Raw genomic sequence first — 26,655 nt, 5'->3', positions numbered from 1 at the left:
CTTCAAAAGACAGGTAAGACCATGAGCATTACCCAGTTCAAGAACACCGCAACCCTGCAACTTGATGAATCCAACCCGGTCGCCGTGCCCCTCGGCGAGCCGATCGCGATCGCCTCGACCACCAGCGTCGAGCGCGACGACGGCGTCGAAACCGGCGTCTGGGAATGCACCCCGGGGCGCTGGCGTCGGCAGATCACCGCGCAGGAATTCTGCCATTTCATCTCCGGGCGCTGCACGTTCACCCCGGATGGCGGTGGCGAAACCCTGCACATACAAGGCGGCGACGCACTGATGTTGCCAGCCAACACGCTCGGTATCTGGGATATCCAGGAGACCGTGCGCAAGACCTACGTGCTGATTTTCTGATTATTTGATCCTTTGATTGCCTGCCAACAAAAAAACCTACACAGGAATCGATCCATGATCCGCAAAACCCTCGCTCTGGCACCGCTGATGCTCGCCGTTTCTTTCGCCCAAGCGGCGGAAACGGTCAAGGTTTACAACTGGTCCGATTACATCGCACCGGACACCACCAAGAATTTCGAGAAGGACACCGGCTTCGGCGTCACCTATGACGTCTACGACAGCAACGAAACCCTCGACGGCAAGTTGATGACCGGCAAATCCGGTTACGACGTGGTGTTCCCGTCCAACCACTTCATGGCCCGGCAGATCCAGGGCGGGGCGCTGAAGAAGCTCGACAAGAGCCAGTTGCCGAACTGGAAGAACCTCAACCCGGTGTTGCTCAAGGCCTTGCAGGTCAATGATCCGAACAACGAACACGGTTTCCCGTACCTGTGGGGCAGCACCGGCATCGGCTACAACATTGCCAAGGTCAAAGCCGTGCTGGGCGATGACGCGCCGGTGGATTCCTGGGACTTGATCTTCAAGCCCGAGAACATGGAAAAGCTGCAGAAGTGCGGGGTGGCGATCCTCGACAACGGCCCGGAATTGCTGCCGGCGGCGCTCAACTATCTGGGCTTGCCGCACCACAGCAAAAATCCCGAGGACTATAAGAAGGCCGAAGCGCTGCTGATGAAAGTGCGGCCGTACGTCAGCTACTTCCACTCCTCGAAATACACCAGCGACCTGGCCAACGGCGATATCTGCGTGGCAGTCGGTTTCTCCGGCGACATCCTGCAAGCGGAAAACCGCGCCAAGGAAGCCAAGAACGGTGTCGACATCGGTTACAACATTCCCAAGGAAGGTGCCGCCATCTGGTTCGACATGGTCGCCATGCCGGTCGACGCCCCGGACGAGAAGGCCGGTTACGCGTTCATGAACTACCTGCTGCGCCCGGACGTCATGGCCGGCATCAGTAATTACGTGCATTACGCTAACGGCAATGAACAGGCCGACAGCCTGATAGACCCGACGATCAAGAACGACACCAAGGTGTACCCGAGCCCGGAAATGATGGGCAAATTGTTTGCGCTGGAGGCGATGCCACTGAATATTGACCGCATCCGGACGCGGGTGTGGAACAAAATTCGCACTGGCAGCTGAGCATTCCCCGGTAATCCCTATAAACCCTGAAACCCTGAAATTCTGAGACCCTGAAATCATGAAATCCTGTAGGAGCCGACGAGTGAAACGAGGCTGCGATCTTTTGATTTTAAAATTTCAAGATCAAAAGATCGCAGCCTCGTTTCACTCGTCAGCTCCTACAGTTTGGTTGCGTTTTTAAGGGGGGGGGCAGGGGTTGATATCAATACACTGGCACTGCACTGTTGAAGTGCGGAAAAGTGAGACGCATCTAACAAAAAACAACTTACCGATATTTAATAATTAAATAGAAAATCGTCAGACAATTAGACGCAAGTCAGCAACTTCAAACAATCTTTCGGCGCCACACGCTTTGTTTACGGCAGTTTTACCAAACAGTTCAATTTGATCTCAAAAAAACGCTAGACGTCAGATTTCAAATTGTGTCAGGTTTCTGATGCCTTCATTGGGCGAGTGATAGGACGATCTCGCCAGGGATTGTCGCTATCGGACAAAAACTGTTCCATTGCTAAACAAGGAAGTGTGTTTATGTCGAAAGTTAAAGCTAATGCTATTGATACCGCCGAACAGGCTTTCCAGCTGTCCGCGGCGCCGCAACCTCTGGCCGCAGCCAGCTCGGCGTATAACCAGATCGATAGCTTCAGCCATCAATACGATCGTGGCGGCAACCTCACGGTCAATGGCAAACCCTCCTTCTCCGTCGACCAGGCCGCAACCCAGTTGCTGCGCGACGGCGCTGCCTACCAGGACAAGGATGGCAGCGGCAAGATCGAACTCACCTACACGTTCCTGACCTCGGCATCGTCCAGCACGATGAACAAGCACGGGATCAGCGGGTTCAGTCAGTTCAGTACTCAACAACAGACCCAGGCCAAGCTCGCCATGCAATCCTGGGCCGATGTGGCCAACGTGACCTTCACCGAGAAAGCCTCGGGCGGCGACGGCCACATGACCTTCGGCAACTACAGCGGCGGCCAGGATGGCGCAGCAGCGTTTGCCTATCTGCCGGGCACCGGCAACGGTTATGACGGTACCTCGTGGTACTTGATTAACAGTGGCTACACGCAAAACAAAAACCCGGATCTGAACAACTACGGTCGTCAGACCCTGACTCACGAGATCGGTCACAGCCTCGGCCTTGCTCACCCTGGCGACTACAACGCCGGTAATGGCAACCCGACTTACAACGACGCGTCCTATGGCCAGGACACCCGCGGCTACAGCGTCATGAGTTACTGGAGCGAAAGCAATACCAACCAGAACTTCAGCAAGGGCGGGGTGGAAGCCTATTCCTCCGGTCCGCTGATGGACGATATCGCTGCTATCCAGAAGCTCTACGGCGCCAACATGAACACCCGTACCGGTGACACCACCTACGGCTTCAACTCCAACGCCGGCCGCGATTTCCTCAGCGCCTCGTCGTCGAGCGACAAGCTGGTGTTCTCGGTCTGGGATGCGGGCGGCAAGGACACCTTCGACTTTTCGGGTTTCACCCAGAACCAGAAGATCAACCTCAACGAAGCCTCGTTCTCCGACGTTGGTGGTCTGGTGGGTAACGTCTCGATCGCCAAGGGCGTGACCATCGAGAACGCCATCGGCGGCTCGGGCAACGACCTGCTGATCGGCAACAACGTGTCGAACGAGCTCAAGGGCGGTGCCGGCAACGACATCCTCTACGGCGCTGGTGGTGCCGACAAGCTGTGGGGCGGCGCAGGTTCGGACACGTTCGTGTTCGCGGCCAGTTCCGACTCCAAGCCGGGTGCGATCGATCAGATCCTCGATTTCGTCAGCGGTCTGGACAAAATCGACCTGACCGGCATCACCAAGGGTGCAGGCCTGCACTTCGTCAGCGCCTTCACCGGTGCTGCGGGCGATGCAGTACTGACCTCGTCGGGCGGCAACAGCCTGTTGTCGGTGGACTTCTCCGGGCATGGCGTGGCTGACTTCGCTGTCAGCACCGTGGGCCAGGCGGCGACCAGCGACATCGTGGCGTGATGTAACAGTGGGAAGCGGCGCGTCATGCGCCGCTTTCTTCACTTGCATCGGTTGAATCTGTAGGCAAGGCTACGCGCCGGAGCGAAATATTCCCATGATCAATAAAGCTTTTACCTACAAGGCAATGGCGTGGCTTTCGGCGGCGTTCATCATGATTTCAGGAGCAACCAGCATGGCAAGCAGCCTCAGGCTCGAAGAACCTTCCGTATTGGCCGGACGATGGCAAGCAACGTTGTCCACGCGCGGCGAGGACCCTCAGGCGCAAAAACTGCAGGACAAACCTTCGAATACTTGCCTGGTCGAGTTGCAGGCCGACAAGGTGCTGGGCAAAGGTGCCGACTGTCTAGGCGCGTGGCTCGAAGAAGTGCCGATCGGCTGGTTTCCCGATCCTGACGGTCTGTCGATCACCGGCAAGGAAGGTTCAAGAATCCAGTTCTTCAGCCGACAACGTGATGGGCTTTATCTGACCACTTTGAAGTCGGGCCTGGTGATTACGCTCGAGCGCACGACGCCATAACGCTGATGACTGTGTTCGCGACAGGTTTTTAATATAAAGCGCCACAAGGTGGTTATAAGCAAAGCGCTCGACAACAACTGCACCGTAATAAACAGCGGAAGTTGTTATGAAAGTGTAAGCGGCCACTTGAACAGCAAGTCCCGGCGATGCGCCGATAATTAATTGAAGTCCCGCCAAAGATGGGCGGGATAACTCTTTCAGGAATAATCAATGAAGATGGCGAAGGCCCCAGCCACCGCTCCCTTATTCAAGGCATTGGGTGACTATAAAAGCATCCTGATCAGCGTTGGCTGTTTTACCGCACTGATTAACGTGCTGATGCTGGTGCCCTCCATCTATATGCTTCAGGTTTACGACCGCGTGTTGTCGTCACAGAACGAAACCACGCTGGTCATGCTGTCGCTGATGGTGGTCGGATTCTTTGCCTTCATCGGTCTGCTGGAGGTGATTCGCAGTTTTATCGTAATCCGCATCGGCAGCCAGTTGGAGCGGCGCTTCAACCTGCGGGTCTATCAGGCCGCGTTCGAGCGCAACCTGTTCAAAGGCGAGGGCAACGCCGGGCAATCGCTGGGCGATCTGACGCACATTCGCCAGTTCGTCACCGGCCCTGCGCTGTTCGCGTTCTTCGATGCGCCGTGGTTCCCGGTCTATCTGTTCGTCATCTATCTATTCAACGTCTGGCTGGGCGTATTGGCCACCGCCGGCGCACTGCTGTTGATCGCTCTGGCGTGCCTCAACGAATACATGACCAAAAAGCCGCTGGGCGATGCCGCCGGTTTTTCGCAGAAATCCAGCCAACTGGCCACCAGTCACCTGCACAACGCCGAAACCATTCAAGCGATGGGCATGCTCGGTTCGCTGCGCAAGCGCTGGTTTCAGGTGCATTCGCGCTTTCTCGGGCTGCAGAATCAGGCCAGCGACACCGGCGCGGTGATCAGCTCGCTGAGTAAAACCCTGCGACTGTGCCTGCAATCGCTGGTGCTGGGCCTGGGTGCGTTGTTGGTGATCAAGGGCGACATGACCGCTGGCATGATGATCGCCGGTTCCATTCTGATGGGGCGAGTGCTGAGCCCGATCGATCAGTTGATCGCGGTGTGGAAGCAGTGGAGCGGGGCGAAGCTGGCTTATCGCCGTCTGGATGCGCTGCTGCAAGCCTTCCCGCCGAGCGACGAGGCCATGGCGCTGCCGGCGCCGAAAGGCCAGATCACGTTCGAACAAGTCAGCGCCGGCCCGCCGGGGCAGCGCGCAGCGACCTTGCACATGGTCAATTTCAATCTCGGCGCCGGTGAAGTGCTCGGCGTACTCGGCGCGTCCGGTTCGGGCAAATCGACCCTGGCCCGAGTGCTGGTCGGCGTCTGGCCAACCCTCGGCGGCATCGTGCGTCTGGACGGCGCCGACATTCACCGCTGGAACCGTGACCAGCTCGGCCCGTACATCGGCTACCTGCCACAAGACATTGAGCTGTTCAGCGGCAGCATTGCCGAGAACATCGCCCGTTTCAGCGAGGCCGATCCGCAGAAAGTCGTGGCGGCCGCGCAACAGGCCGGCGTGCACGAGATGATCCTGCGTCTGCCGCAAGGCTACGACACGCAATTGGGTGAAGACGGCAGCGGCTTGTCCGGGGGCCAGAAGCAGCGCGTGGCCCTGGCCCGGGCCATGTATGGCACGCCAAGCCTGGTGGTGCTGGATGAACCGAACTCCAACCTCGACACCGTCGGCGAAGCCGCGCTGGCCAGCGCCATTGCCGCGCTCAAGGCCCAGGGCACCACCGTGGTGCTGGTGACGCACCGTTCCTCGGTGCTGGCCCAGGCCGACAAGCTGCTGGTGCTCAACGACGGCCGTCTGCAAGCCTTTGGCCCAAGCCAGGATGTGCTCAAGGCACTGTCCGGCCAGCAAGAGCAACAGCGTGAAAAACCTGCACAAGCACCGGGCGGGCTCAGCATGAGCCGGCAGTATCAGCCCACGACAAGGAATTCGGGTGTATGAGCAGCGCCAGCATGAACACTGAAAACGAAGCGAACATGGAACACGCCTACCTCACCGAACGTCCGGAGCGCGATGCGAAGTTCTTCGCGCGCATGGGCTGGATTCTGGCCATCGTCGGCGCCGGCAGTTTTTTCACCTGGGCGGCTTTGGCGCCGCTCGATCAAGGTATCCCGGTGCAGGGCACCGTCGTTGTCTCGGGCAAACGCAAAGCCGTGCAATCGATGAGCAGCGGCGTGGTCAGCCGGATTCTGGTGCGCGAAGGCGAGATCGTGAAACAGGGCCAGCCGCTGTTCCGCCTCGACCAGACGCAAGTCGCCGCCGACGTGCAATCGCTGCAAGCCCAATACCGCATGGCCTGGGCGAGCCTGGCGCGCTGGCAGGCGGAACGTGACAATCTCAAGCAGGTGACCTTTCCGCCTGAGCTGAGCAACGATCCGGATCCGCGCCTGGCCCTCGTGCTCGAAGGCCAGCGCCAACTGTTCAGCAGCCGTCGCGAAGCGTTCTACCGTGAACAAGCAGCCTTGCGCGCCAGCATCGAGGGCGCCACCGCGCAACTGGCGGGCATGCGCCGTGCGCGCACCGACCTGAATGCGCAGGCCGACTCCCTGCAACAACAACTGAGCAACCTGCAACCGCTGGCCGACAACGGCTACATCCCGCGCAATCGCTTGATGGAATATCAGCGCCAACTGTCGCAAGTGCAGCAACAACTGGCCGAGAACACCGGTGAAAGCGGCCGCGTGGAGCAGGGCATCCTCGAATCGCGCCTGAAGCTGCAACAGCATGGCGAGGAATACCAGAAGGAAGTGCGTACGCAGCTGGCCGATGCCCAGCTGAAAAGCGTAACCCTGTCCGAGCAATTGACCTCTGCCGGTTTCGACCTGCAACACAGCGAGATCATGGCCACTGCCGACGGTGTTGCGGTCAATCTCGGCGTCCACACTGAAGGCGCCGTCGTGCGTCAGGGCGAAACCCTGCTGGAGATCGTGCCGCAAGGCACCACGCTGGAAGTGGAAGGGCATTTGCCGATCAACCTGATCGACAAGGTCGGCACGCATCTGCCCGTGGACATCCTGTTTACCGCGTTCAACCAGAGCAAAACCCCGCGTGTACCGGGCGAAGTCAGCCTGATTTCCGCCGACCAGATGGTCGATGAGAAAACCGGCGTGCCGTATTACGTGTTGCGCAGCAGCGTCAGCGATCAGGCCATGGAGAAACTCAACGGTCTGGTGATCAAGCCCGGCATGCCCGCAGAAATGTTCGTGCGTACCGGCGAACGTTCACTCCTCAACTATCTGTTCAAACCGCTGCTCGACCGGGCAGGCTCCGCGTTGACCGAGGAATAAGGATGTTCGGCTGTATGAAAAAGCTTTCGATACTCGCGGCGGCAATGATGCTGCTCGCGAGTCACTCAGCAGTGGCGGCCCTGGGGCCGTTCGAGATTTACGAGCAGGCGCTGCGCAATGACCCGGTGTTCCTCGGGGCGATCAAGGAGCGCGATGCCGGTCTGGAGAATCGCGCCATTGGCCGCGCCGGGTTGTTGCCAAAGCTTGGTTACACCTACAACAAGGGCCGTAACTCGTCAAAAGCGACTTCGCTGGACGAACGCGCGCGCAATCGTACCGACGATCGCAACTACAGCAGCTACGGCTCGGCGCTGACCCTGCAACAACCTTTGCTCGACTACGAAGCCTACGCGGCGTATCGCAAGGGCGTGGCGCAATCACTGTTCGCCGACGAAAACTTTCGTGGCAAAAGCCAGGAGTTGCTGGTACGCGTGCTGGACTACTACACCAAGGCTTTGTTTGCTCAGGATCAGATCGACATCGCCCAGGCAAAGAAGAAGGCCTACGAGCAGCAGTTTCAGCAGAACGAGCACATGTTCAAACAGGGCGAGGGCACCCGCACCGACATTCTTGAGGCGGAGTCGCGCTATGAATTGGCGACTGCCGAGGAGATCGAAGCGCGTAATGAACAAGACGCCGCGTTGCGCGAACTGGGGGCACTGGTTGGCGTCCCGGCCGTAGACATTACCGATCTGGTGCCGCTGGATCAGAACTTCCAGACGTTTACCTTACAGCCCGCCAACTTCGACACCTGGCACGAGATGGCGATCAGCAATAACCCCAATCTCGCCTCGCAGCGCCAGGCCGTGGAAGTGGCGCGGTATGAAGTGGAACGCAATCGGGCCGGGCATCTGCCGAAAATCAACGCCTATGCCTCGATGCGGCAGAACGAATCGGAAAGCGGCAACACCTACAACCAGCGCTACGAAACCAACACGATTGGCCTCGAAGTCAGCGTGCCGCTGTTCGCCGGTGGCGGGGTGTCGGCGTCGACCCGTCAAGCCAGCCGCAGCATGGAGCAGGCCGAGTACGAACTCGACGGCAAGACCCGCGAGACCTTGATTGAACTGCGTCGCCAGTTCAGCGCGTGTCTGTCGGGGGTAAATAAATTGCGCGCTTATCAAAAGGCACTGACGTCTGCCGAAGCGTTGGTGGTATCGACCAAGCAAAGCATTCTTGGCGGTGAACGGACCAATCTCGATGCGTTGAACGCCGAGCAACAACTGTTCACCACCCGGCGCGATCTGGCGCAGGCGCGGTACGACTATTTGATGGCCTGGACCAAATTGCATTACTACGCCGGCACCTTGAGCGAACAGGATCTGGCGCGGGTCGACGAAGCCTTTGGCCACGTCCCCGGTCACCGCGTCAATTGATGGTTTTGCGCAGACCTGTGGCGAGGGGATTTATCCCCGAACGGCTGCGCAGCAGTCGCACATTCATGCAGTGCGGTTATTTCCGGGAGACCGCCGGGGGCGCTTCGCACCCCATCGGGGATAAACCCCCTCGCCACGGGGGACAGTGTTTCCCTGGTGAAGCAACGCTAAACACATAAAAACAATGAGTGGTGAACATGGACGTACGCATCAAGCCGATTTCGGTCGGCACCCTCAGCGAGCAGGTTCTGGCGCAGGGCACGAAACCTTTGGCCCCCTCGCCAATTGATATTTTTCTCAGACCTGTGGCGAGGGGATTTATCCCCGTTCGGCTGCGCAGCAGTCGCACATCCATGCGGCGCGGTTATTTCCGGGAGACCGCCGGGGGGCGCTTCGCGCCCCATCGGGGATAAATCCCCTCGCCACGGGGGACAGTGTTTTCCCTGGTGAAGCAACGCTAAACACATAAAAACAATGAGTGGTGAACATGGACCTACGCATCAAGCCGATTTCGGTCGGCACCCTCAGCGAACAGAATCGGGCGCAGGTCACGAAACCTTTGGGCCCCGCGCCAATTGATATTTTTCGCAGACCTGTGGCGAGGGGATTTATCCCCGAACGGCTGCGCAGCAGTCGCACATTCATGCAGTGCGGTTATTTCCGGGAGACCGCTGGGGGGCGCTTCGCACCCCATCGGGGATAAATCCCCTCGCCACGGGGGACAGTGTTTTCCCTGGTGAAGCAACGCTAAACACATAAAAACAATGAGTGGTGAACATGGACGTACGCATCAAGCCGATTTCGGTCGGCACCCTGCTGCTTGTGATTTCGACAACCCACGCTCAGGCGCAGTACCTGGAGACCGGCAAACCCGGCGATTCCGCCAGTTGGCGCAGCGCCGAGTTCCTGCGTGACTGGGGGCTGAGCCGGATGCAGGCCGATCGGGCCTATGCCGCTGGCATCACCGGCAAAGGCGTGAAAATCGGCGCTCTCGACTCTGGTTTCGATGCGGCCCATCCCGAGTTCGCCACCGACCGCTATCACCCGGTACTGGCCAACGGCGGCTACGTCGACGGCTCATTGTTCAATGTCGATGGCACGCTCAACCCCAACAACGACTCCCACGGCACTCACGTCGTTGGCACCATGGGCGCGTCGCGCGACGGCAGCGGTATGCACGGCGTGGCCTACAACGCGCAGATCTACGTCGGCAACACCAATAAAAATGACAGCTTTCTGTTCGGCCCCAATCCCGATCCGCGCTACTTCAAAGCCGCGTACAACGCCCTGGCGGATGCCGGCGTGCGCGCAATCAACAACAGCTGGGGCAGTCAGCCGCCGGATGTCAGTTATCGCACCCTGGCCGATCTGCATGCCGCCTATGCGCAGCATTGGAATCGGGGCACCTGGCTCGACGCGGCGGCCGAGGTGTCCTCGCAGCGCGGCGTGATCAATGTGTTCAGCGCCGGCAACAGCGGCTACCCGAATGCCAGCGTGCGTTCGGCGCTGCCGTACTTTCAGCCGGAGATTGAAGGCCACTGGCTGGCCGTGTCGGGGCTCGATCAAAGTAATCAGCAGAAGTACAACCAATGTGGCATCGCCAAGTATTGGTGCATCACCACGCCCGGCGCGAAAATCGACAGCACCATTCCCGGTGGCGGTTACGCGATCAAGTCCGGCACCTCGATGTCGGCGCCCCACGCGACCGGCGCACTGGCGCTGGTGATGGAGCGCTACCCGTACATGAACAATCAGCAGGCGCTGGAAACCCTGCTGACCACCGCCACGCAACTCGATGGCTCGGTGACCGATGCACCGACCGAGCGGGTCGGCTGGGGCGTGGCCAACCTGAGCCGGGCGATGCGCGGGCCGGGGCAATTGCTCGGTGCGTTCGACGCCAATCTGGGCGCTGGGCAAAGCGACGTCTGGAGCAATGACATCTCCGACAAGGCACTGATCCAGCGTCAACGCGAAGACCTAGCCGAACACAGTGCCTGGCAGCAGACGCTGCAAGACAAAGGCTGGCAGAACGGTGTGGCGGCTGGCGCCAGTCAGCAGGATCAAACCGATTACGCAGTCGGCATGGCCCGCGAGGCTGCAGCGGCGGGGCGGCTGTATCAGGGCAGCCTGATCAAATCGGGAGCAGGGCACCTGGTCCTCAGCGGCGACAACACTTATCGCGGCCCGACCACCATCAATGGCGGCCTGCTCACGGTGAACGGTTCGCTGGCCTCGGCAGTCACCGTCAACGACAGCGGTACCCTTGGCGGCTCCGGACGCATCGGTGCACTGACCGCCAACAGCGGCGGTCGCGTGGCGCCAGGCAATTCCATCGGCACGTTGGCGGTGGCCGGTGACGTGACGTTTGCCCCAGGCTCGATCTACGCCGTGGAGCTGTCGCCCACTCGCAGCGACCGCATCGTCGCCGGCGGCGCAGCCTCGATCAGCGGCGCCACGGTCAGCCTGTCGCTGGAAAACAGCCCGACATTGCTCAGCACCGTTGAAGTGCAGAGCCTGCTCGGTCATCAGTACGACATCCTGCAGGCAGCCGCTGGCGTTCAGGGCCAGTTTGGTGCGGTGCTGCCGAGTTACCTGTTCATCGGTGGCAGCCTCGATTATGCCGCCAACGGCATTCAACTCAACATCGAACGCAACGCAACGTCCTTCGCCAGCGTCGGCCAGACGCCGAATCAACGTTCGGTCGCGGCGGCTGTCGAGGGTTTGGGCGCCGGCAACTCGGTGTATGAAAGCCTGTTGCTGTCGCCTTCGGCGGCGTCCGCGCAACAAGCCTTCCAGCAACTCAGCGGGGAAATTTACCCAGCGCTCGGCTCGGTGCTGATCAACGACAGCCGCCAATTACGCGATGCCGTGGGCGAGCGCTTGCACGATGCCGGTGCGGCGCAAGGCAACGGCTGGGTTAAGGCACTCGGCGCCTGGGGCAGCACCGATTCGGGCCACGACACAGCGGGTTACAGCACTTCGATTGGCGGTCTGTTGGCCGGTGTCGACGGGGCGCTGGATGAGCAGACGCGCATCGGTCTGGTCACCGGCTACAGCGACAGTTCGTTGAGCATGGGTTCGGGCACGCACTCCTCGGCCAAGGTCGACAGCTATCACCTCGGCGCCTACGCCGGCCATGACCTCGGCGCCTGGCGCTTGAGCACCGGTGCGGCGTACAGCTGGCATCGCGCCGACGTCAAACGCGATCTGCAATACGGCGAGGTCAGTGCAAAACAGAAAGCCAAAGTGGACGCGGCCACCACGCAAGTCTTTGCCGAGGCGGCGTACCGGCTGCACTTGCAACCGCTGGCACTGGAACCGTTCGCCAACCTGGCCTACGTGCATCTCGACACGGAAGGTTTCACCGAGAAGAGTGACGCTGCCGCGCTGAAAAGCTCCGGCGATCAGCGCGATGCGGTGCTGAGCACCCTCGGGGTGCGCGCGATCAAGACGTTCAATCTGTCGGCGGCGCAGTCGCTGGATGTCAGCGGCCATCTCGGCTGGCAGCACAGCCTGAGCGATATCGACGCTGAGCAGCACCTGCGTTTTGCCAGCGCTGGCACGCCTTATTCGGTGGAGAGCTCGGCACTGGTGCGCGACGCCGCGCTGGTCGGCGTGCAGGCGAGCCTGGCGCTGAGCCGCGATGTTCGGGTGAACCTTGATTACAACGGACAACTGGCCAATCGCGAGAAGCTGCATGGCGTTGGCTTGAGCTTGAACTGGCAGTTCTGACCCGATTTATCGCTGACCTGCTCCTTGTGGTGAGGGGATTTATCCCCGATGGGGTGCGAAGCAGCCCCCGGCATCTTCCAGACACACCGAGTGGTCTGGATTTGCGACTGCTGCGCGGCCGATCGGGGATAAATCCCCTGGCCACAGGTCAGTGCGTTGACCGCACGAGATACACGGATTTTTCGCAACATCACTAAGGAAGGTCGCTGGATGAATAACAACAATACCCCCGCGCAAACGGGTGGCCGTTTTGCCCTGAAAAGCCTCACGCTCGCCGTGCTGTGTGCGATCGGCACAGCCCATGCCGCGCCGTACGTGGAAAACGCTCGCAATGGCGATCCGGCCAGTTGGCGCAGCAAGGAATTCCAGGCCGACTGGGGCCTGGGCGCCATCGGTGCCGATTACGCCTACGCCGCCGGCTACACCGGCAAAGGCGTGAAGCTCGGCATCTTCGACCAACCGGTCTACGCCGCACACCCGGAGTTCTCCGGCAGCAACAAGGTCATCACTCTGGTCACCAGCGGCATCCGCGAATACACCGATCCGTACATTCCGGTGAAAGCCGGGGACGCGTTTCGCTATGACGGTTCGCCCTCGGTCGGCTCCGACGGCAAACTCGGCGCCCACGGCACCCACGTCGGCGGTATCGCCGCAGGCAGCCGTGACGGCGGGCCGATGCACGGCGTCGCGTTCGGTGCGCAGATCATCAGCGCCGACAACGGTGACCCGGGCCCGGAAGACGGCATCGTTCGCGGCAACGACGGTGCGGTGTACAAGGCCGGTTGGGATGCCCTGATCGCCAGCGGCGCACGGATCATCAACAACAGCTGGGGCATCGGCATCACTGACCGCTTCGACCTCGGCGGCAAGGACCCGGCGTACCCGCATTTCACCGTCAACGACGCGCAATTGCAGTTCAATGAAATCCGCACCTTGCTCGGCACCAAACCCGGTGGTGCCTATGACGGCGCCATTGCCGCCGCACGCAGCGGCATCGTGACGATCTTCGCCGCCGGCAACGATTACAACCTCAACAACCCTGACGCGATCGCCGGCCTCGGCTATTTCGTCCCGGATATCGCGCCGAACTGGATCACCGTCGCCGCATTGCAGCAGAACCCGGACCTGGCCAGCGCCAACCCGTACATCATGAGTACGTTCTCATCGCGCTGCGGTTACACCGCGAGTTTCTGCGTGTCGGCACCGGGCACGAAAATCTTCAGCTCGATCATCGAGGGCACCAACGCCGACAACCTGACCACCAGCTACAAAAACTACAACGGCACCTCGATGGCCGCGCCGCACGTGGCCGGTTCCATGGCCGTGCTGATGGAGCGCTTCCCGTACATGAGCGGTGATCAGGTCGCGACGGTCTTGCGTACCACCGCCACCGACCTCGGCGCGCCGGGCATCGACGCGTTGTACGGCTGGGGCATGATCAACCTGCGCAAGGGGATTGATGGCCCGGCGATGTTCGTCACCGAACAGGACATCCCTGAAGAGTTCCGGATTCAGGGCGCTTACGGCTCCGGCCAGTTCGTTGCAGACCTGCCGGGCATCGGCGCGATCATTGATCAGGGCAAACCCACCGAGCGCGTGTGCAACGACATCACCTGCGGCCTCGACACTTGGCGCAACGACATTTCCGGTCACGGCGGCCTGACCAAGCAAGGCATCGGCACCCTGGTGATGACCGGTAACAACACCTACAGCGGCCCGACCCTGGTCAATCAGGGCCGTCTGGCCATCAATGGTTCGCTGGCGTCGGCGGTCACCGTCAATGACAGCGGCATCCTTGGCGGTAACGGCCGCATCGGCGCACTGTCGGTGAAAAACGGCGGTACCGTGGCACCGGGCAATTCCATCGGCACCCTGAACGTTGCCGGTGACGTGACTTTCGAGCCGGGCTCTACCTACGCGGTCGAGGTCTCGCCGATGTCCAGCGACAAGATTGTCGCCGGTGGCAAGGCTGTGATCGACGGCGCCACGGTCAGCCTGTCGCTGGAAAACAGCCCGACGCTATTGACCACCACTGAAGTGAAAAGCCTGCTCGGTACGCAATTCAACATCTTGCAGGCAGCGGGTGGCATCGAGGGGCAATTCGGCCAGGTGCTGCCGAACTACGCGTTCCTCGGCGGCACGCTGGCGTACTCGGCCAGCGGCGTGCAACTGGATGTCGGGCGCAACGGTGCGTCATTTGCCAGCGTCGGCCTGACGCCGAACCAGCGTGCGGTGGGTGCGGCGGCCGAACGCCTGGGCGCCGGCAATGCGTTGTTCGAGACCCTGCTGCTGTCGCCTGACGCGGCTTCGGCGCAACAAGCCTTCCAGCAGTTGTCCGGCGAGATTCACCCGGCCATCGGCACGCTGCTGATCAACGACAGCCGTTACCTGCGTGATGCCGTGGGCGAGCGTCTGCGCGAGCGTGATCTGTTCAACGCCGATGCACCGAGCGATGACCGCAGCAACGCCTGGGTCAAGGTGCTGGGTTCTTGGGGCACCAGCGACGGTGGCAATAAATACGCGGACTCCACCAGTTCCATCGGTGGCCTGCTGGCCGGTGTCGATGGCTTGATTGCTGAAGATACTCGGCTGGGTTTCGTTACCGGTTATAGCGACAGCTCGTTGAGCATGGGCAGCGGCACGCATTCGTCGGCGTCGGTCGACAGCTACCACTTGGGTGCGTACCTGGGGCATCAGATGGATGCGCTGCGCCTGACCGTTGGCGGCGCTTACAGCTGGCACCGCATCGATGCAAAACGTGACCTGCAATTCGGTGACGTCAGCGGCAAGCAGAAAACCAAACGCGACGCGACCACGGCGCAATTGTTCACGGAAGCGGCTTATGATCTGGGCCTGCAACCGATGAACCTGGAACCGTTCGCCAATCTGTCTTACGTTCACCTCAACACCGAAAGCTTTACCGAGAAGGGTGATGCTGCCGCGCTCAAAGGCAGTGAAGACAACCGCGATGTGCTGCTGTCGACCTTGGGTGTGCGCGCCAAACGCAGTTTCGCCCTGTCGGACAAGCATCAGCTGGAACTGGGCGCGAGCCTGGGCTGGCAGCACAACCTGAGCAGTGTTGACGCTGAAAACCATCTGGCCTTTGCCAATGGCAACAGCGCGTTCACCGTTCAGAGCGTGTCGATGGATCGCGATGCGGCGGTGGTCGGCGTGCGTGCGGGTCTGGCGCTCAATCGCGATGTGCGGGTGAACCTGGATTACAACGGACTGATCGGTTCGAACGAGAAGGACCACGGTCTGGGCCTGACCCTGGATTGGCAGTTCTAAAGAGCACTCAAGGCATACCGGCAGTTCTGTAACGGACTGCCGTTTTTTTCAAAGGAAGAGAGAGCACAACATGGGATTGTTCGATTACAAGAATGCCGATGGCAAAGCGTTGTACAGCGACGCCATCGCACTGACGCTGTATGCCTACACGCCCACCGGCCAGCCATTGCCGGCAACCGCCTGGGCACCGGTCGCTGCGACCGCGCTGGGTTATCAAGGCAAGGTCGGGCCGCAAGGCACGTTCTTCGGCGAGAAGGACGGTTTCACCAGCGCCGAGGCCGAAGTGCTCGGCAAATACGACGCTGCAGGCAAGTTGATCGGCATCGGGATCGCGTTTCGTGGCACCGGCGGTCTGGGCTACAGCGACACCTTCGGTGACCTGAAAAACAATCTGCTGGCGGCCATCGGCCCATCGGATTACGCGAGCAATTACGCGAAAAACGCCTTCGACAACCTGCTCAAGGCAGTCGCCGCATTTGCGACAGCCAACGGCATTGCCGGCAAAGACGTGCTGATCAGCGGCCACAGCCTCGGCGGGCTCGGGGTCAACAGCGTCGCCGAACTGAGCGCGGGCAACTGGGGCGGGTTCTTCAAAGACGCCAACTACGTTGCGTTCGCCTCGCCGACCCAGAGCAGCACCGGCAACAACGTGTTGAACATCGGCTACGAGAACGATCCGGTGTTCCGCGTGCTCGATGGCACCACCTTCAGCACCGCCTCGATGGGCAAGCACGACAAGCCGCACGAATCGACCACCGATAACATCGTCAACTTCAACGAAAACTACGCCTCCACCGCGCAGAACCTCGTGCCGTTCAGCATCATCAATCCCATGAGCTGGTCGGCCCATAGTTCGCTGGGTTATGCCGATGGCCTGAACCGGGTGATCGATTCGAAGTTCTACAACCTCACCAGCAAGGACTCGACGATCATCGTTTCCAACCTGGAAGAGGCCTCGCGCGGTAAAACCTGGGTCGAGGACCTCGGTCGCAGCGGCGAGCCGCACACCGGCAGCACCTTCATCATCGGTACCGACAGCAACGACTGGCTCAAGGGCGGGGCGGGCAACGACTTCCTGGAAGGACGCGGCGGCGATGACCGTTTCCGCGATGACGGCGGCTTCAACATTCTGCTGGGCGGCCAAGGGCACAACACCTTTGAACTGCAGAAGCCGTTGCAGAACTTCAGCTTTGCCAACGACGGCGACGGCACCCTGTATGTGCGCGACGCCTATGGCGGCATCAGCATGACCCGCGACATCGGCGCGCTGGTGAGCAAAGAAGCGGGTTCGTGGTGGGGCAGCAAGGAAATCACCTGGAACGTCACCGCCAAGGGTCTGACCAACGGCAACGAACTGACCCAGTACAACCACTCACTCAACGGCGACGCCTACGGCAATGCCCTGCACGCGACTGCCGACGGTGACTGGCTGTTCGGCCTGGGCGGCGACGACAAGCTGATCAGCGACAAGGGCCATGTGACCTTCGTCGGCGGCGCTGGCAACGACGTGATGACAGCGGTAGGTGGCAACAACACGTTCCTGTTCAGCGGCGCGTTCGGTTTCGATGCCATCAACGGCTATCAGGGCAGCGACAAACTGGTGTTCATGGGCGTTGAAGGTGCGGGGCAGGGCTACGACTACAAGCAGCACGCGTCGCAGTCGGGCAACGATACCGTGCTGAAGATTGGCGACTATGCCGTGACGCTGATCGGGGTCGGCGTGGCTAACCTGTCGGATTCGGCATTCGTCTTCGCCTGACGACGACATCCCCCCCTGTAGGAGCTGCCGAAGGCTGCGATCTGTTGATCCTGTTATTCAAAAAAATCAAAAGATCGCAGCCTCGTGTCACTCGTCAGCGCCTACAAGGGGGATTTGTATGGGGTGATTAAATGCTCCGGGGCGTTCCCGTGGGGCGCCCTGGCTGTGAGCTATCTCTGCACAATTCCAACAAAGAGAGAGGCAATAGCAATGGGTGTGTATGACTACAAGAACTTCGGCACAGCCGATTCCAAGGCGCTGTTCAGCGATGCCATGGCGATCACGCTGTATTCCTATCACAACCTCGACAACGGTTTTGCCGCTGGCTATCAGCACAACGGTTTCGGTCTCGGCCTGCCCGCCACCCTGGTCACCGCGCTGATTGGCGGCACCGATTCACAAGGCGTGATCCCCGGCATTCCATGGAATCCCGACTCGGAAAAACTCGCCCTCGATGCGGTAAAAGCGGCTGGCTGGACGCCGATCACCGCCTCGCAACTGGGCTACGCCGGCAAGACCGATGCCCGCGGAACCTTCTTCGGCGAGAAGGCCGGCTACACCAGCGCTCAGGTTGAAATCCTCGGCAAATACGACGCCCAGGGGCATCTCACGGAATTAGGCATCGCCTTCCGTGGCACCAGCGGCCCGCGGGAAATCCTCATCGGCGACTCGATTGGCGATGTGATCAACGATCTGCTCGCCGCGTTTGGTCCCAAGGATTACGCGAAGAATTACGTCGGTGAAGCATTCGGCAACCTGCTCAATGACGTCATGGCGTTTGCCAAGGCCAACGGTCTGACCGGCAAAGACGTGTTGATCAGCGGCCACAGCCTCGGCGGATTGGCAGTCAACAGCATGGCGGACTTGAGTGGCGGCAAGTGGGGCGGGTTCTTCGCTGACTCCAACTACATTGCCTACGCCTCGCCCACACAAAGCAGCACCGACAAAGTCCTCAATGTCGGCTACGAAAATGACCCGGTGTTTCGTGCGCTTGACGGCTCGACCTTCACCGGCGCCTCGGTCGGCGTGCACGACGCACCGCACGCCTCGACCACCGACAACATCGTCAGCTTCAACGACCACTACGCCTCAACCGCGTGGAACCTGCTGCCGTACTCGATCCTGAATATTCCGACGTGGATTTCGCACCTGCCGACCGCTTATGGCGACGGCATGAACCGGGTCATCGACTCGAAGTTCTACGACCTGACCAGCCGCGACTCGACGATTATTGTCGCCAACCTGTCCGACCCGGCGCGCGCCAACACCTGGGTGCAGGATCTCAACCGCAACGCCGACCCGCACAAGGGCAGCACGTTCATCATCGGCAGCGATGGCAACGACCTGATCCAGGGCGGCAGCGGCAATGACTATCTCGAAGGCCGCGCCGGCAACGACAGCTTCCGCGACGGCGGCGGTTACAACATCATTCTGGGCGGGCAGGGCAGCAATACCCTCGATTTGCAGAAGTCGGTCAACACGTTTGACTTTGCCAATGATGGCGCCGGCAATCTGTACATCCGCGATGCCAATGGCGGGATCAGCATCACCCGTGACATCGGCAGCATCGTCACCAAGGAGCCGGGGTTCCTCTGGGGCCTGTTCAAGGATGACGTCACCCACAGCGTGACCGCGAGCGGTTTGAAAGTCGGCAACAACCTCACCGCTTACGAGTCCAGCGTCAAAGGCAGCAGCGGCGCCGACACGCTCAAGGCACACGCCGGCGGCGACTGGTTGTTTGGCCTCGACGGCAACGATCACCTGATTGGCGGCAGCGGCAACGACGTGTTTGTTGGCGGCGCCGGCAATGACCTGATGGAATCGGGGGGCGGGGCGGACACGTTCCTGTTCAACGGTGCGTTCGGGCAGGATCGAGTGCTCGGGTTCACGTCCAACGACAAACTGGTGTTCCTCGGTGTGCAGGGCGTGTTGCCGACCGACGACTTCCGCGCCCATGCCTCGACGGTAGGGCAGGATACGGTGCTGACGTTCGGCAATGATTCAGTGACGCTGGTCGGGGTTTCGCTCAACAGCCTGAGCGCCGACGGCATCGTCATCGCCTGATAGGCCTCTTCGCGGGCAAGCCTTGCTCCTACACTGTAGGAGCAGGGCTTGCCCGCGAAGAACGATAACGCCATCTGAAAAGTGACTCATAAGCCAGACACTGACTCAAACCCCCTGCAAAAACAGGAAATGCGGCCTAAAGCGAGCGCGTGCACACACGTTCTACAGCTAGCCGCCATTGAGTACAGGAGATTCACACGTGAAAGGTTTCAAGGGGTATGTCGGTACGCTGGGGCTGGCACTGTTGTCAGCCAATGCCTGGGCCGACCTGCCTCAAAGCTCGATTCTGAGCCGTTATGGCATCACCACCGAACAATTGCCGGCGCCAGCCAAAACCGAAGTGGTTGAACCGATTGAAGAGAAAAGCCGCTTTCAGATCCAGCCCGAACAGCCCTTCGTGACCCTGCGTCTGGGCGATGGCAAGCAGCCGCAAACCACCGGCAACCTGAGCATCGACCGCATGGCCCAACAGGATTTTGAACGTTGCCAACGTCTACAGGGTGAAGTAGCTCGTCGTGGCGGCACCTACATGCGCTGCGACAACAGCCTGCCAGGCATGCCCGCCTTCGAATAACCTGCAGGAGCTGCCGCAGGCTGCGATCTGTTGATCTTGATTTTTAAAAACAAGATCAACAGATCGCAGCCTTCGGCAGCTCCTACAGAAGTGGGGTCAGTCTTCTTTGCGTACGGTGGCGACTTCGTCGGCGCGGACTTTCACTTTGGCGCCGGAAATATCTTCGAACTCATAGAAGCCGTCCTTGGTTTTGGTCTTCGGCATGTCCTTGGTCAAATACTGGGTGCCGTTCTGCAGGGTCACCACGGTTTGCGTCGAGCAACCGCCCAACACCAGCAGGGCCGCTACCGCCAAGGGAATGCCCAGCGTCTTGATTTTCATACCCACCTCTGACTCCTCATGTTGTGATACCGAGCATTGTCGGTGTTCTAACGCGGTTGGTGCCGTCCCATCGGGAAAAGTTCGATACGCCGGTTAAAAAATGCCATTGATCCTTTTCCGTTTGCACCGGGCAGGGCAGAACTGGTATCTGTACGCATAACCAGTACTCGCTCGCCATGGCCCTGAATTCCCGTGACTGCCAACCCGCTCGACGATCCGTTCTATTACCTCAACAACTTCCGCCAAGTGCTTGATTGGCTTGAGCTTCGCTATGGCGATGTGATGAGCGAAACCGAGCACGGGTTTATCCGCGACTTCAATGCCTTGCCCCGCGCCTCGCAGGGGTTGCTGGTGCGCATGGTCATGCGCAAGGGTGTGCACTTTCGCGCGAGCAAACTCGACTACCGCGAAATCGGCGACATCGTCGACGCCGCGCAACCCTTGCTGGTTCAGGGCTGGATTGACGAGCACGCACCGCTGGCGATGGCCGAACTGTTTGACGTGTTGCTCAAGGCCGAGATTCTGCATGCGTTTGGTGCGGCCATCGACACACCGAAAGGGCGCAAGGATGCCTGGCTGCCGCTGCTCGCCGAGCAGTTCAGCGAAGCGCGCAGCCTGCGCAACTGGGCGCCTACGCTTGAAGATCGCCTGTTCAGCCTGACCATCATGGACCTCTGCGACCGCTTGCGCCTGATGTTCTTCGGCAACCTCTATCAGGACTGGTCGGAGTTCGTCCTCGCTGACCTGGGGATCTTCACTTACGAAAAAGTCGAGTTCTGCGCCGATTCCCGAGGCCTGCGCAGCCGTGAAGACGTCGACGCCTGCCTGTTCCTGCACAACTGCCAAGTGCGCTTCGAGGCCGGTGAGCCGGTGGAAACCATCGTCGAACAGGTTAGCGCCTTGCGCTTCGACAACCCATGGCTGCAACGCCGGCAAGGTAAGGTGCTGTTCCAGATTGGCCAATACTGCGAACGCCTCGGCGAATTTGCCCTGGCCCTGAACATTTACCGCGATTGCGCCTATCCGGGCGCCCGGCTGCGGATGATCCGGGTGCTGGAGCGTTGCGGCGAATACAGTCTGGCGCTGGATCTCGGCACGCTCGCCGGGCAGGCACCTGAAAGCACCGCTGAACAACAAGGTCTGCAACGCATAGTGCCGCGCTTGCGCCGCAAGCTCGGTGGCCCGCCGCTCAAACGTGCGCGGGCAAAACCGGTCGAGCGTCTGGATCTGCATTTGCCGCGTATCGATCCAGCACTGTCGGTGGAGTACTACGTGCAAGCCCATCTGCACGACGACGATGGCCCGGTGCATTACGTCGAAAACAGCCTGATCAACTCTTTGTTCGGATTGTTGTGCTGGCCGGCGATTTTTGCGCCGTTGCCGGGGGCGTTTTTTCACCCGTTCCAGCGCGGCCCGGTCGATCTGCTCAATGAAGACTTCCAGCAGCGTCGCGCCGAACTGTTCAAGGCCTGCCTCGGCGAACTTGACGACGGTCGCTATGCCGAGACCATCCGCCAACGTTTTGTTGCCAAGTGGGGCGTGCAATCGCCGTTCGTGTTCTGGGGCGCACTGAATGAAACGCTGCTGGAGCAAGCGCTGGCCTGCCTGCCCGCCGAGCACCTCAAGCATTGGTTCAATCGGCTGTTGCTCGACATCAAGGCCAACCGCGCGGGCATGCCCGACCTGATCCAGTTCTGGCCACAACACAAAACCTACCGAATGATCGAGGTCAAAGGCCCCGGCGATCGCCTGCAAGACAACCAATTGCGCTGGCTGGAGTTCTGCCATGAGCACCAGATGCCGGTCGCCGTGTGTTACGTGCAATGGGCGGAGCAGAGCGCTTGAGCTACAACATTGCCGTGCGGGCGCTGTGTGAGTTCACCGCCAAGACCGGCGACCTCGACCTGCGTTTCACGCCATCACCCACGGCGCTGGAAGGCATTGCCGGCCATCGCACGGTCGCCTCGCGGCGCAGCGACAGCTATCAAAGCGAAGTGGCGCTTGAAGGCACGTTCCGTCAGTTGCAAGTCAAGGGCAGGGCGGACGGCTACGACCCGGCGCAGAACTGCCTCGAGGAAGTCAAAACCTATCGCGGCGACCTGAGCAAACAACCGGCCAACCACCGTCAATTGCATTGGGCGCAAGCGAAAATCTACGGCTGGCTGATGTGCCGCAAGCTCGAACTTGAGCAGATCAATCTGGCGCTGGTGTATTTCGACATCGTCAGCGAGAAGGAAACCTGCCTGGTCGAAGCGTTCAGCGCCGAGGATCTGCAAGGTTTCTTCGAGCAGCAATGCACGCTGTTCCTGCATTGGGCCGAACAGGAAATGGCCCACCGCGAGGCGCGGAATCTGGCTGCGCAGCAATTGCGATTTCCCCACGTCGACTTTCGTCCCGGCCAACGGCACCTGGCGGAATCGGTGTTCAAGGCGATCAGCACCGGTCGCTGCCTGATGGCGCAGGCACCGACGGGCATCGGCAAAACCCTGGGCACGCTGTTTCCGATGCTCAAGGCCCTGGCGCCGCAGCAACTGGACAAAGTGTTCTTCCTGACCGCCAAGACACCCGGGCGCAAACTGGCGCTGGACGCCAGTCAGGTGCTGTTCGATCAGTCGGCAAGCTTGCCCTTGCGGGTCTTGGAGATGGTCGCCCGGGACAAGGCCTGCGAGCACCCGGACAAAGCCTGTCATGGCGAATCCTGCCCGTTGGCCCAAGGGTTTTACGATCGTTTGCCCGCCGCCCGCGAGGCGGCCAGTCGCCTGCAACTGCTTGATCAAGCGGCCATGCGCGAGGTCGCCGCGCAACATTCCGTGTGTCCGTACTACCTGAGCCAGGAAATGGCCCGTTGGGCTGACGTGGTGATCGCCGACTACAACTACTACTTCGACTTCAGCGCGATGCTGTTTGGTCTGGCCCAGCTCAACCAGTGGAAAGTCGCGGTGCTGGCGGATGAAGCGCACAACCTGGTCGAGCGCGGTCGGCAGATGTACAGCGCCAGTCTTGATCAGTTCGCGCTGGGCAGCGTACGCAAAACCGCACCCGAAGCCCTGAAAAATTCCCTGCAACGGCTCAATCGCGAGTGGAACGCGTTGCATGCGCCGCAATTGGCGGCGTATCAGGCGTATGACAAGGCACCGGAAAAGCTCCTGCAAGCCATCTCACTGTGTTGCGCGGCAATCGGCGATTACCTCAACGATCACCCGCAAGGTCTCGACAGCGGATTGCAGAACTTCTATTTCGATTTGCTGCAGTTTGGCCGCGTCGCCGAATTGTTCGACGAACACTATTTGTTCGACATCAGCAAGCGCGACCTCGACCGCAAGCGTCCGCTGTCGCAGTTGTGCCTGCGCAACGTGGTCCCGGCCGCGTTCATTGGCCCACGCCTTAAAGCGGCGCGCAGCAGCGTACTGTTTTCGGCAACGCTGAGCCCGCAGCATTACTACGCCGATCTGCTGGGCACGCCGGCCGACACCGTGTGGATCGACGTTGAATCGCCGTTCAGCGCCGAGCAGTTGCAGGTGCAGATCGTCAGTCGCATCTCGACGCGCTTCAATCATCGCCAGGCGTCGCTCGAACCCATTGTCGAACTCATCGCCCGACAGTTCAGCGAGCGTCCGGGCAACTATCTGGCGTTCTTCAGCAGCTTCGATTACCTGCAACAAGTGGCGCAACTGCTGGCCGAGCGTCATCCGCACATCACCCTTTGGCAGCAATCACGGGGCATGGCCGAAGGGTTGCGGCAGGCTTTTCTCGATCAATTCACCGCTGACAGTCAGGGCGTGGGTTTTGCCGTGCTCGGCGGCGCATTTGGCGAGGGCATCGATCTGCCGGGCTCGCGCCTGATCGGTGCCTTCATCGCAACCCTGGGCCTGGCGCAACTCAACCCGGTCAACGAACAGTTAAAACGGCGTATGGCGGCGATTTTCGGCGCCGGTTATGACTACACCTACCTGTATCCGGGCATGCAGAAAGTCGTGCAGGCGGCGGGGCGGGTCATCCGAACCCGCGAGGATCGCGGCGTGGTGATGCTGATCGACGACCGCTTTGCCGAGAGCCGGATCAAACAGTTGTTGCCCAAGTGGTGGTCGCTGGAACACGCGGGTTCGGGTTTTGAGCAGACTTTGCCCGAAGGCAGTCTTTCAGCATCCGGCCAGTCGATACGTTCAACGTAGAGCTTTCCAATTCAACGGTTTGACGCATACTCCTGTCAGTACCCAATGTGCCGTGAGTCGTACCTGATGAAGACAACCAACAAGAGCGCCGCCATCGAAGAGATGCGCTTCAGGCTGCTGATCGATGCCGTGGTCGATTACGCGATCTACATGATCGACCCGGACGGCATCATCACCAGCTGGAACTCCGGCGCCAAACGTTTCAAAGGGTATGAAGAGGCAGAAATTCTCGGCGAGCACTTTTCACGCTTCTATACCGCTGCTGATCGCGCTGCGGGTTTGCCGCAGAAAGCGCTCGACACCGCTATTAGCGAAGGGCGTTTCGAGGGCGAAGGCTGGCGGGTGCGCAAGGACGGCACCAACTTCTGGTGCCACGTGGTGATCGACCCGATCATTGACCCCGACGGCACGTTGCTGGGTTTTGCCAAGATCACCCGTGATCTCACCGATCGCAAAATGGCCGAAGAAACCCTCAAGCAAAGCGAACAGCAGTTCCGCCTGCTGGTACAAGGCGTCACCGATTACGCCATTTACATGCTCAGCCCCGAAGGTCGCGTCAGCAACTGGAACCAGGGCGCACAGCGCATCAAGGGCTATTTGCCGGAAGAAATCATCGGCCAGCATTTTTCGATCTTCTATACCCCGCAAGACCGTGAGCTGGGCGAGCCCCAGCGGGCGCTGGAGATCGCCACCCGCGAGGGTCGCTTTGAAAAAAAGAGTTGGCGCGTTCGCAAGGACGGCACGCAGTTCCTCGCCCATGTGGTGGTCGACGCCATCCGTGGAGACACCGGCACGCTGCTCGGTTTCGCCAAGATCACCCGCGATGTCACCGAAGCCCACTTGGCGCAGCAGGCACTGGAAAAAACCCGCGAGGCATTGTTCCAGGCGCAGAAGATGCAGGCCATCGGTCAACTCAGTGGCGGCATTGCTCATGACTTCAACAACCTGCTGACGGTAATCCTCGGCAATCTGGAAATCCTGCAGAAGCGCACGGGCGATGATCCGAAAATCACTCGCCTGCTGGAAAACGCCACTCAGGGCGCGCTGCGCGGCGTGTCGCTGACCCAACGCATGCTGGCGTTTGCCCGGCGCCAGGAGCTGAAAACCGAATCGGTGGATATTCCCAAACTGGTGCAAGGCATCACCGGGCTGTTGCGCAGTTCAATGGGGCCGGGCATCAGGATCGAAACACGCTTTGCCGAAAATATTGAGCCGGTGCTGGCAGACACCAACCAGCTGGAACTCGCCATCCTCAATCTGGCCACCAATGCCCGGGATGCCATGCCCAACGGTGGCAGTGTGGTGATCAGTGCTCAGCCGGAAGTGGTGCTGGAACACGGTCATTCGACGCTGGCGGCGGGTCGTTACGTCTGCCTGAGCCTGGTCGACACCGGCGAAGGCATGGATGCCGACACGCTTTTTTCGGCCAAAGACCCGTTTTTCACCACCAAGGGGTTGGGCAAAGGCACAGGCCTTGGCTTGTCGATGGTGCACGGCTTTATCGAGCAGCTCGGTGGCCGCTTCATTCTCAAAAGCGAAAAGGGTCAAGGCACTGCTGCTGAGCTATGGATTCCGGTGGCCGGTGAGGGCGTGGCGAGCAAGCCTTTATTTCCGCCCACAGAACCGGTCGCCGTGCCACGGCTGAGCGTGCTGGTGGTCGACGACGATTCGTTGGTCTTGACCAGTACCAGCCTGTTGCTTGAAGACCTCGGCCATCGGGTGATCAACGCCACCTCCGGTGCCCAGGCACTGACATTGTTCGACCAGGGCGAAGTGATAGACCTGATGATCACCGACATGGCCATGCCGCAGATGAGCGGGGCGCAACTGGCCCATGCGGTGCGGCTGCTCAAACCGGATCTGCCGATCATCCTCGCCACCGGTTATGCCGAACGTCTGGAAGGCTTTGCCGCGCAGCTGCCTCGTTTGCCGAAACCGTTTACCCAAATGAACCTGGTGGAGATCATTGCCCAATCGATGAAATGACGCAGGGTGCAATCCGGCTGAACTTGTCCGAGA

General features: G+C 60.3%; 17 protein-coding genes. 16 read left to right on the top strand and 1 reads right to left on the bottom strand.

Annotated elements, in window-relative coordinates:
* Positions 1–21 precede the first annotated feature (21 nt).
* From ACZZ0B_RS11910 to ACZZ0B_RS11850, 13 genes are all read left to right on the top strand, one after another.
* Positions 22–366, top strand: coding sequence for a cupin domain-containing protein (locus ACZZ0B_RS11910; RefSeq protein ID WP_463545281.1), 345 nt, complete (start codon positions 22–24; stop codon positions 364–366).
* Positions 367–420: 54 nt separating this feature from the next.
* Positions 421–1,506: a polyamine ABC transporter substrate-binding protein gene (locus ACZZ0B_RS11905; protein ID WP_463545280.1), complete on the top strand. Its 1,086-nt coding sequence runs from the start codon at positions 421–423 to the stop codon at positions 1,504–1,506.
* Between the two features lie 528 nt (positions 1,507–2,034).
* On the top strand, positions 2,035–3,501 hold the full coding sequence (locus ACZZ0B_RS11900) for a serralysin family metalloprotease (protein WP_008086507.1): 1,467 nt from the start codon (positions 2,035–2,037) through the stop codon (positions 3,499–3,501).
* Positions 3,502–3,595: 94 nt separating this feature from the next.
* Complete coding sequence (locus tag ACZZ0B_RS11895; protein WP_463545279.1) at positions 3,596–4,018, top strand: AprI/Inh family metalloprotease inhibitor; 423 nt, start codon at positions 3,596–3,598, stop codon at positions 4,016–4,018.
* A gap of 210 nt (positions 4,019–4,228) precedes the next feature.
* Positions 4,229–6,004 carry a type I secretion system permease/ATPase gene (locus tag ACZZ0B_RS11890; protein WP_008086511.1) on the top strand — a complete coding sequence of 592 codons (1,776 nt, stop codon included), beginning with the start codon at positions 4,229–4,231 and terminating at the stop codon, positions 6,002–6,004.
* Entirely contained in the window at positions 6,001–7,350 is a 1,350-nt protein-coding gene (locus ACZZ0B_RS11885) for an HlyD family type I secretion periplasmic adaptor subunit (RefSeq protein ID WP_008086513.1), read from the top strand. Before ACZZ0B_RS11890 ends, ACZZ0B_RS11885 begins: the two co-directional genes overlap by 4 nt.
* A gap of 2 nt (positions 7,351–7,352) precedes the next feature.
* Positions 7,353–8,726, top strand: a complete 1,374-nt coding sequence (locus ACZZ0B_RS11880) for a TolC family outer membrane protein (RefSeq protein ID WP_463545278.1) — start codon at positions 7,353–7,355, stop codon at positions 8,724–8,726.
* Between the two features lie 197 nt (positions 8,727–8,923).
* Positions 8,924–9,139, top strand: a complete 216-nt coding sequence (locus tag ACZZ0B_RS11875; protein ID WP_463545277.1) for a hypothetical protein — start codon at positions 8,924–8,926, stop codon at positions 9,137–9,139.
* Positions 9,140–9,503: 364 nt separating this feature from the next.
* Complete coding sequence (gene eprS / locus ACZZ0B_RS11870) at positions 9,504–12,458, top strand: autotransporter serine peptidase EprS (protein ID WP_463545276.1); 2,955 nt, start codon at positions 9,504–9,506, stop codon at positions 12,456–12,458.
* A gap of 210 nt (positions 12,459–12,668) precedes the next feature.
* A complete protein-coding gene (locus tag ACZZ0B_RS11865; protein WP_463545275.1) occupies positions 12,669–15,746 on the top strand; it encodes an autotransporter domain-containing protein in 3,078 nt (1,025 codons plus the stop codon).
* A gap of 70 nt (positions 15,747–15,816) precedes the next feature.
* The gene (locus ACZZ0B_RS11860) at positions 15,817–17,505 is read left to right on the top strand and encodes a polyurethane esterase (protein WP_463545274.1); all 1,689 of its coding nucleotides are present in this window, start codon (positions 15,817–15,819) and stop codon (positions 17,503–17,505) included.
* Positions 17,506–17,715: 210 nt separating this feature from the next.
* The gene (locus ACZZ0B_RS11855; RefSeq protein WP_463545273.1) at positions 17,716–19,569 is read left to right on the top strand and encodes a polyurethane esterase; all 1,854 of its coding nucleotides are present in this window, start codon (positions 17,716–17,718) and stop codon (positions 19,567–19,569) included.
* Between the two features lie 199 nt (positions 19,570–19,768).
* Positions 19,769–20,143, top strand: coding sequence for a hypothetical protein (locus ACZZ0B_RS11850; protein ID WP_463545272.1), 375 nt, complete (start codon positions 19,769–19,771; stop codon positions 20,141–20,143).
* A gap of 96 nt (positions 20,144–20,239) precedes the next feature.
* On the opposite strand, the gene ACZZ0B_RS11845 is transcribed toward ACZZ0B_RS11850, so the two are convergent.
* Positions 20,240–20,464, bottom strand: coding sequence for a YgdI/YgdR family lipoprotein (locus tag ACZZ0B_RS11845; RefSeq protein WP_008084086.1), 225 nt, complete (start codon positions 20,462–20,464; stop codon positions 20,240–20,242).
* Positions 20,465–20,656: 192 nt separating this feature from the next.
* On the opposite strand from ACZZ0B_RS11845, the gene ACZZ0B_RS11840 reads away from it, so the two are divergent.
* The 3 genes from ACZZ0B_RS11840 to ACZZ0B_RS11830 all read left to right on the top strand — a co-directional run bounded on the left by ACZZ0B_RS11840 (position 20,657) and on the right by ACZZ0B_RS11830 (position 26,622).
* Entirely contained in the window at positions 20,657–22,309 is a 1,653-nt protein-coding gene (locus ACZZ0B_RS11840; RefSeq protein WP_463545271.1) for a VRR-NUC domain-containing protein, read from the top strand.
* The gene (locus ACZZ0B_RS11835; protein WP_463545270.1) at positions 22,306–24,636 is read left to right on the top strand and encodes an ATP-dependent DNA helicase; all 2,331 of its coding nucleotides are present in this window, start codon (positions 22,306–22,308) and stop codon (positions 24,634–24,636) included. Before ACZZ0B_RS11840 ends, ACZZ0B_RS11835 begins: the two co-directional genes overlap by 4 nt.
* 66 nt (positions 24,637–24,702) lie before the next feature.
* On the top strand, positions 24,703–26,622 hold the full coding sequence (locus tag ACZZ0B_RS11830; protein WP_463545269.1) for a hybrid sensor histidine kinase/response regulator: 1,920 nt from the start codon (positions 24,703–24,705) through the stop codon (positions 26,620–26,622).
* Positions 26,623–26,655: the final 33 nt, after the last annotated feature.

This window comes from Pseudomonas sp. AC247, from assembly GCF_979258015.1.
This window is presented reverse-complemented; position numbering and strand designations above follow the sequence as displayed.

Excerpts from the sequence above, each read along its gene's own strand:
- ACZZ0B_RS11885 (WP_008086513.1), top strand. The coding sequence starts at position 6,001 with ATGAGCAGCGCCAGCATGAACACTGAAAACGAAGCGAACATGGAACAC.
- ACZZ0B_RS11905 (WP_463545280.1), top strand. The coding sequence starts at position 421 with ATGATCCGCAAAACCCTCGCTCTGGCACCGCTGATGCTCGCCGTTTCT.
- ACZZ0B_RS11910 (WP_463545281.1), top strand. The coding sequence starts at position 22 with ATGAGCATTACCCAGTTCAAGAACACCGCAACCCTGCAACTTGATGAA.
- ACZZ0B_RS11830 (WP_463545269.1), top strand. The coding sequence starts at position 24,703 with ATGAAGACAACCAACAAGAGCGCCGCCATCGAAGAGATGCGCTTCAGG.
- ACZZ0B_RS11865 (WP_463545275.1), top strand. The coding sequence starts at position 12,669 with ATGAATAACAACAATACCCCCGCGCAAACGGGTGGCCGTTTTGCCCTG.
- ACZZ0B_RS11875 (WP_463545277.1), top strand. The coding sequence starts at position 8,924 with ATGGACGTACGCATCAAGCCGATTTCGGTCGGCACCCTCAGCGAGCAG.
- ACZZ0B_RS11845 (WP_008084086.1), bottom strand. The coding sequence starts at position 20,464 with ATGAAAATCAAGACGCTGGGCATTCCCTTGGCGGTAGCGGCCCTGCTG.
- ACZZ0B_RS11880 (WP_463545278.1), top strand. The coding sequence starts at position 7,353 with ATGTTCGGCTGTATGAAAAAGCTTTCGATACTCGCGGCGGCAATGATG.
- eprS (WP_463545276.1), top strand. The coding sequence starts at position 9,504 with ATGGACGTACGCATCAAGCCGATTTCGGTCGGCACCCTGCTGCTTGTG.
- ACZZ0B_RS11900 (WP_008086507.1), top strand. The coding sequence starts at position 2,035 with ATGTCGAAAGTTAAAGCTAATGCTATTGATACCGCCGAACAGGCTTTC.
- ACZZ0B_RS11890 (WP_008086511.1), top strand. The coding sequence starts at position 4,229 with ATGAAGATGGCGAAGGCCCCAGCCACCGCTCCCTTATTCAAGGCATTG.
- ACZZ0B_RS11895 (WP_463545279.1), top strand. The coding sequence starts at position 3,596 with ATGATCAATAAAGCTTTTACCTACAAGGCAATGGCGTGGCTTTCGGCG.
- ACZZ0B_RS11855 (WP_463545273.1), top strand. The coding sequence starts at position 17,716 with ATGGGTGTGTATGACTACAAGAACTTCGGCACAGCCGATTCCAAGGCG.
- ACZZ0B_RS11860 (WP_463545274.1), top strand. The coding sequence starts at position 15,817 with ATGGGATTGTTCGATTACAAGAATGCCGATGGCAAAGCGTTGTACAGC.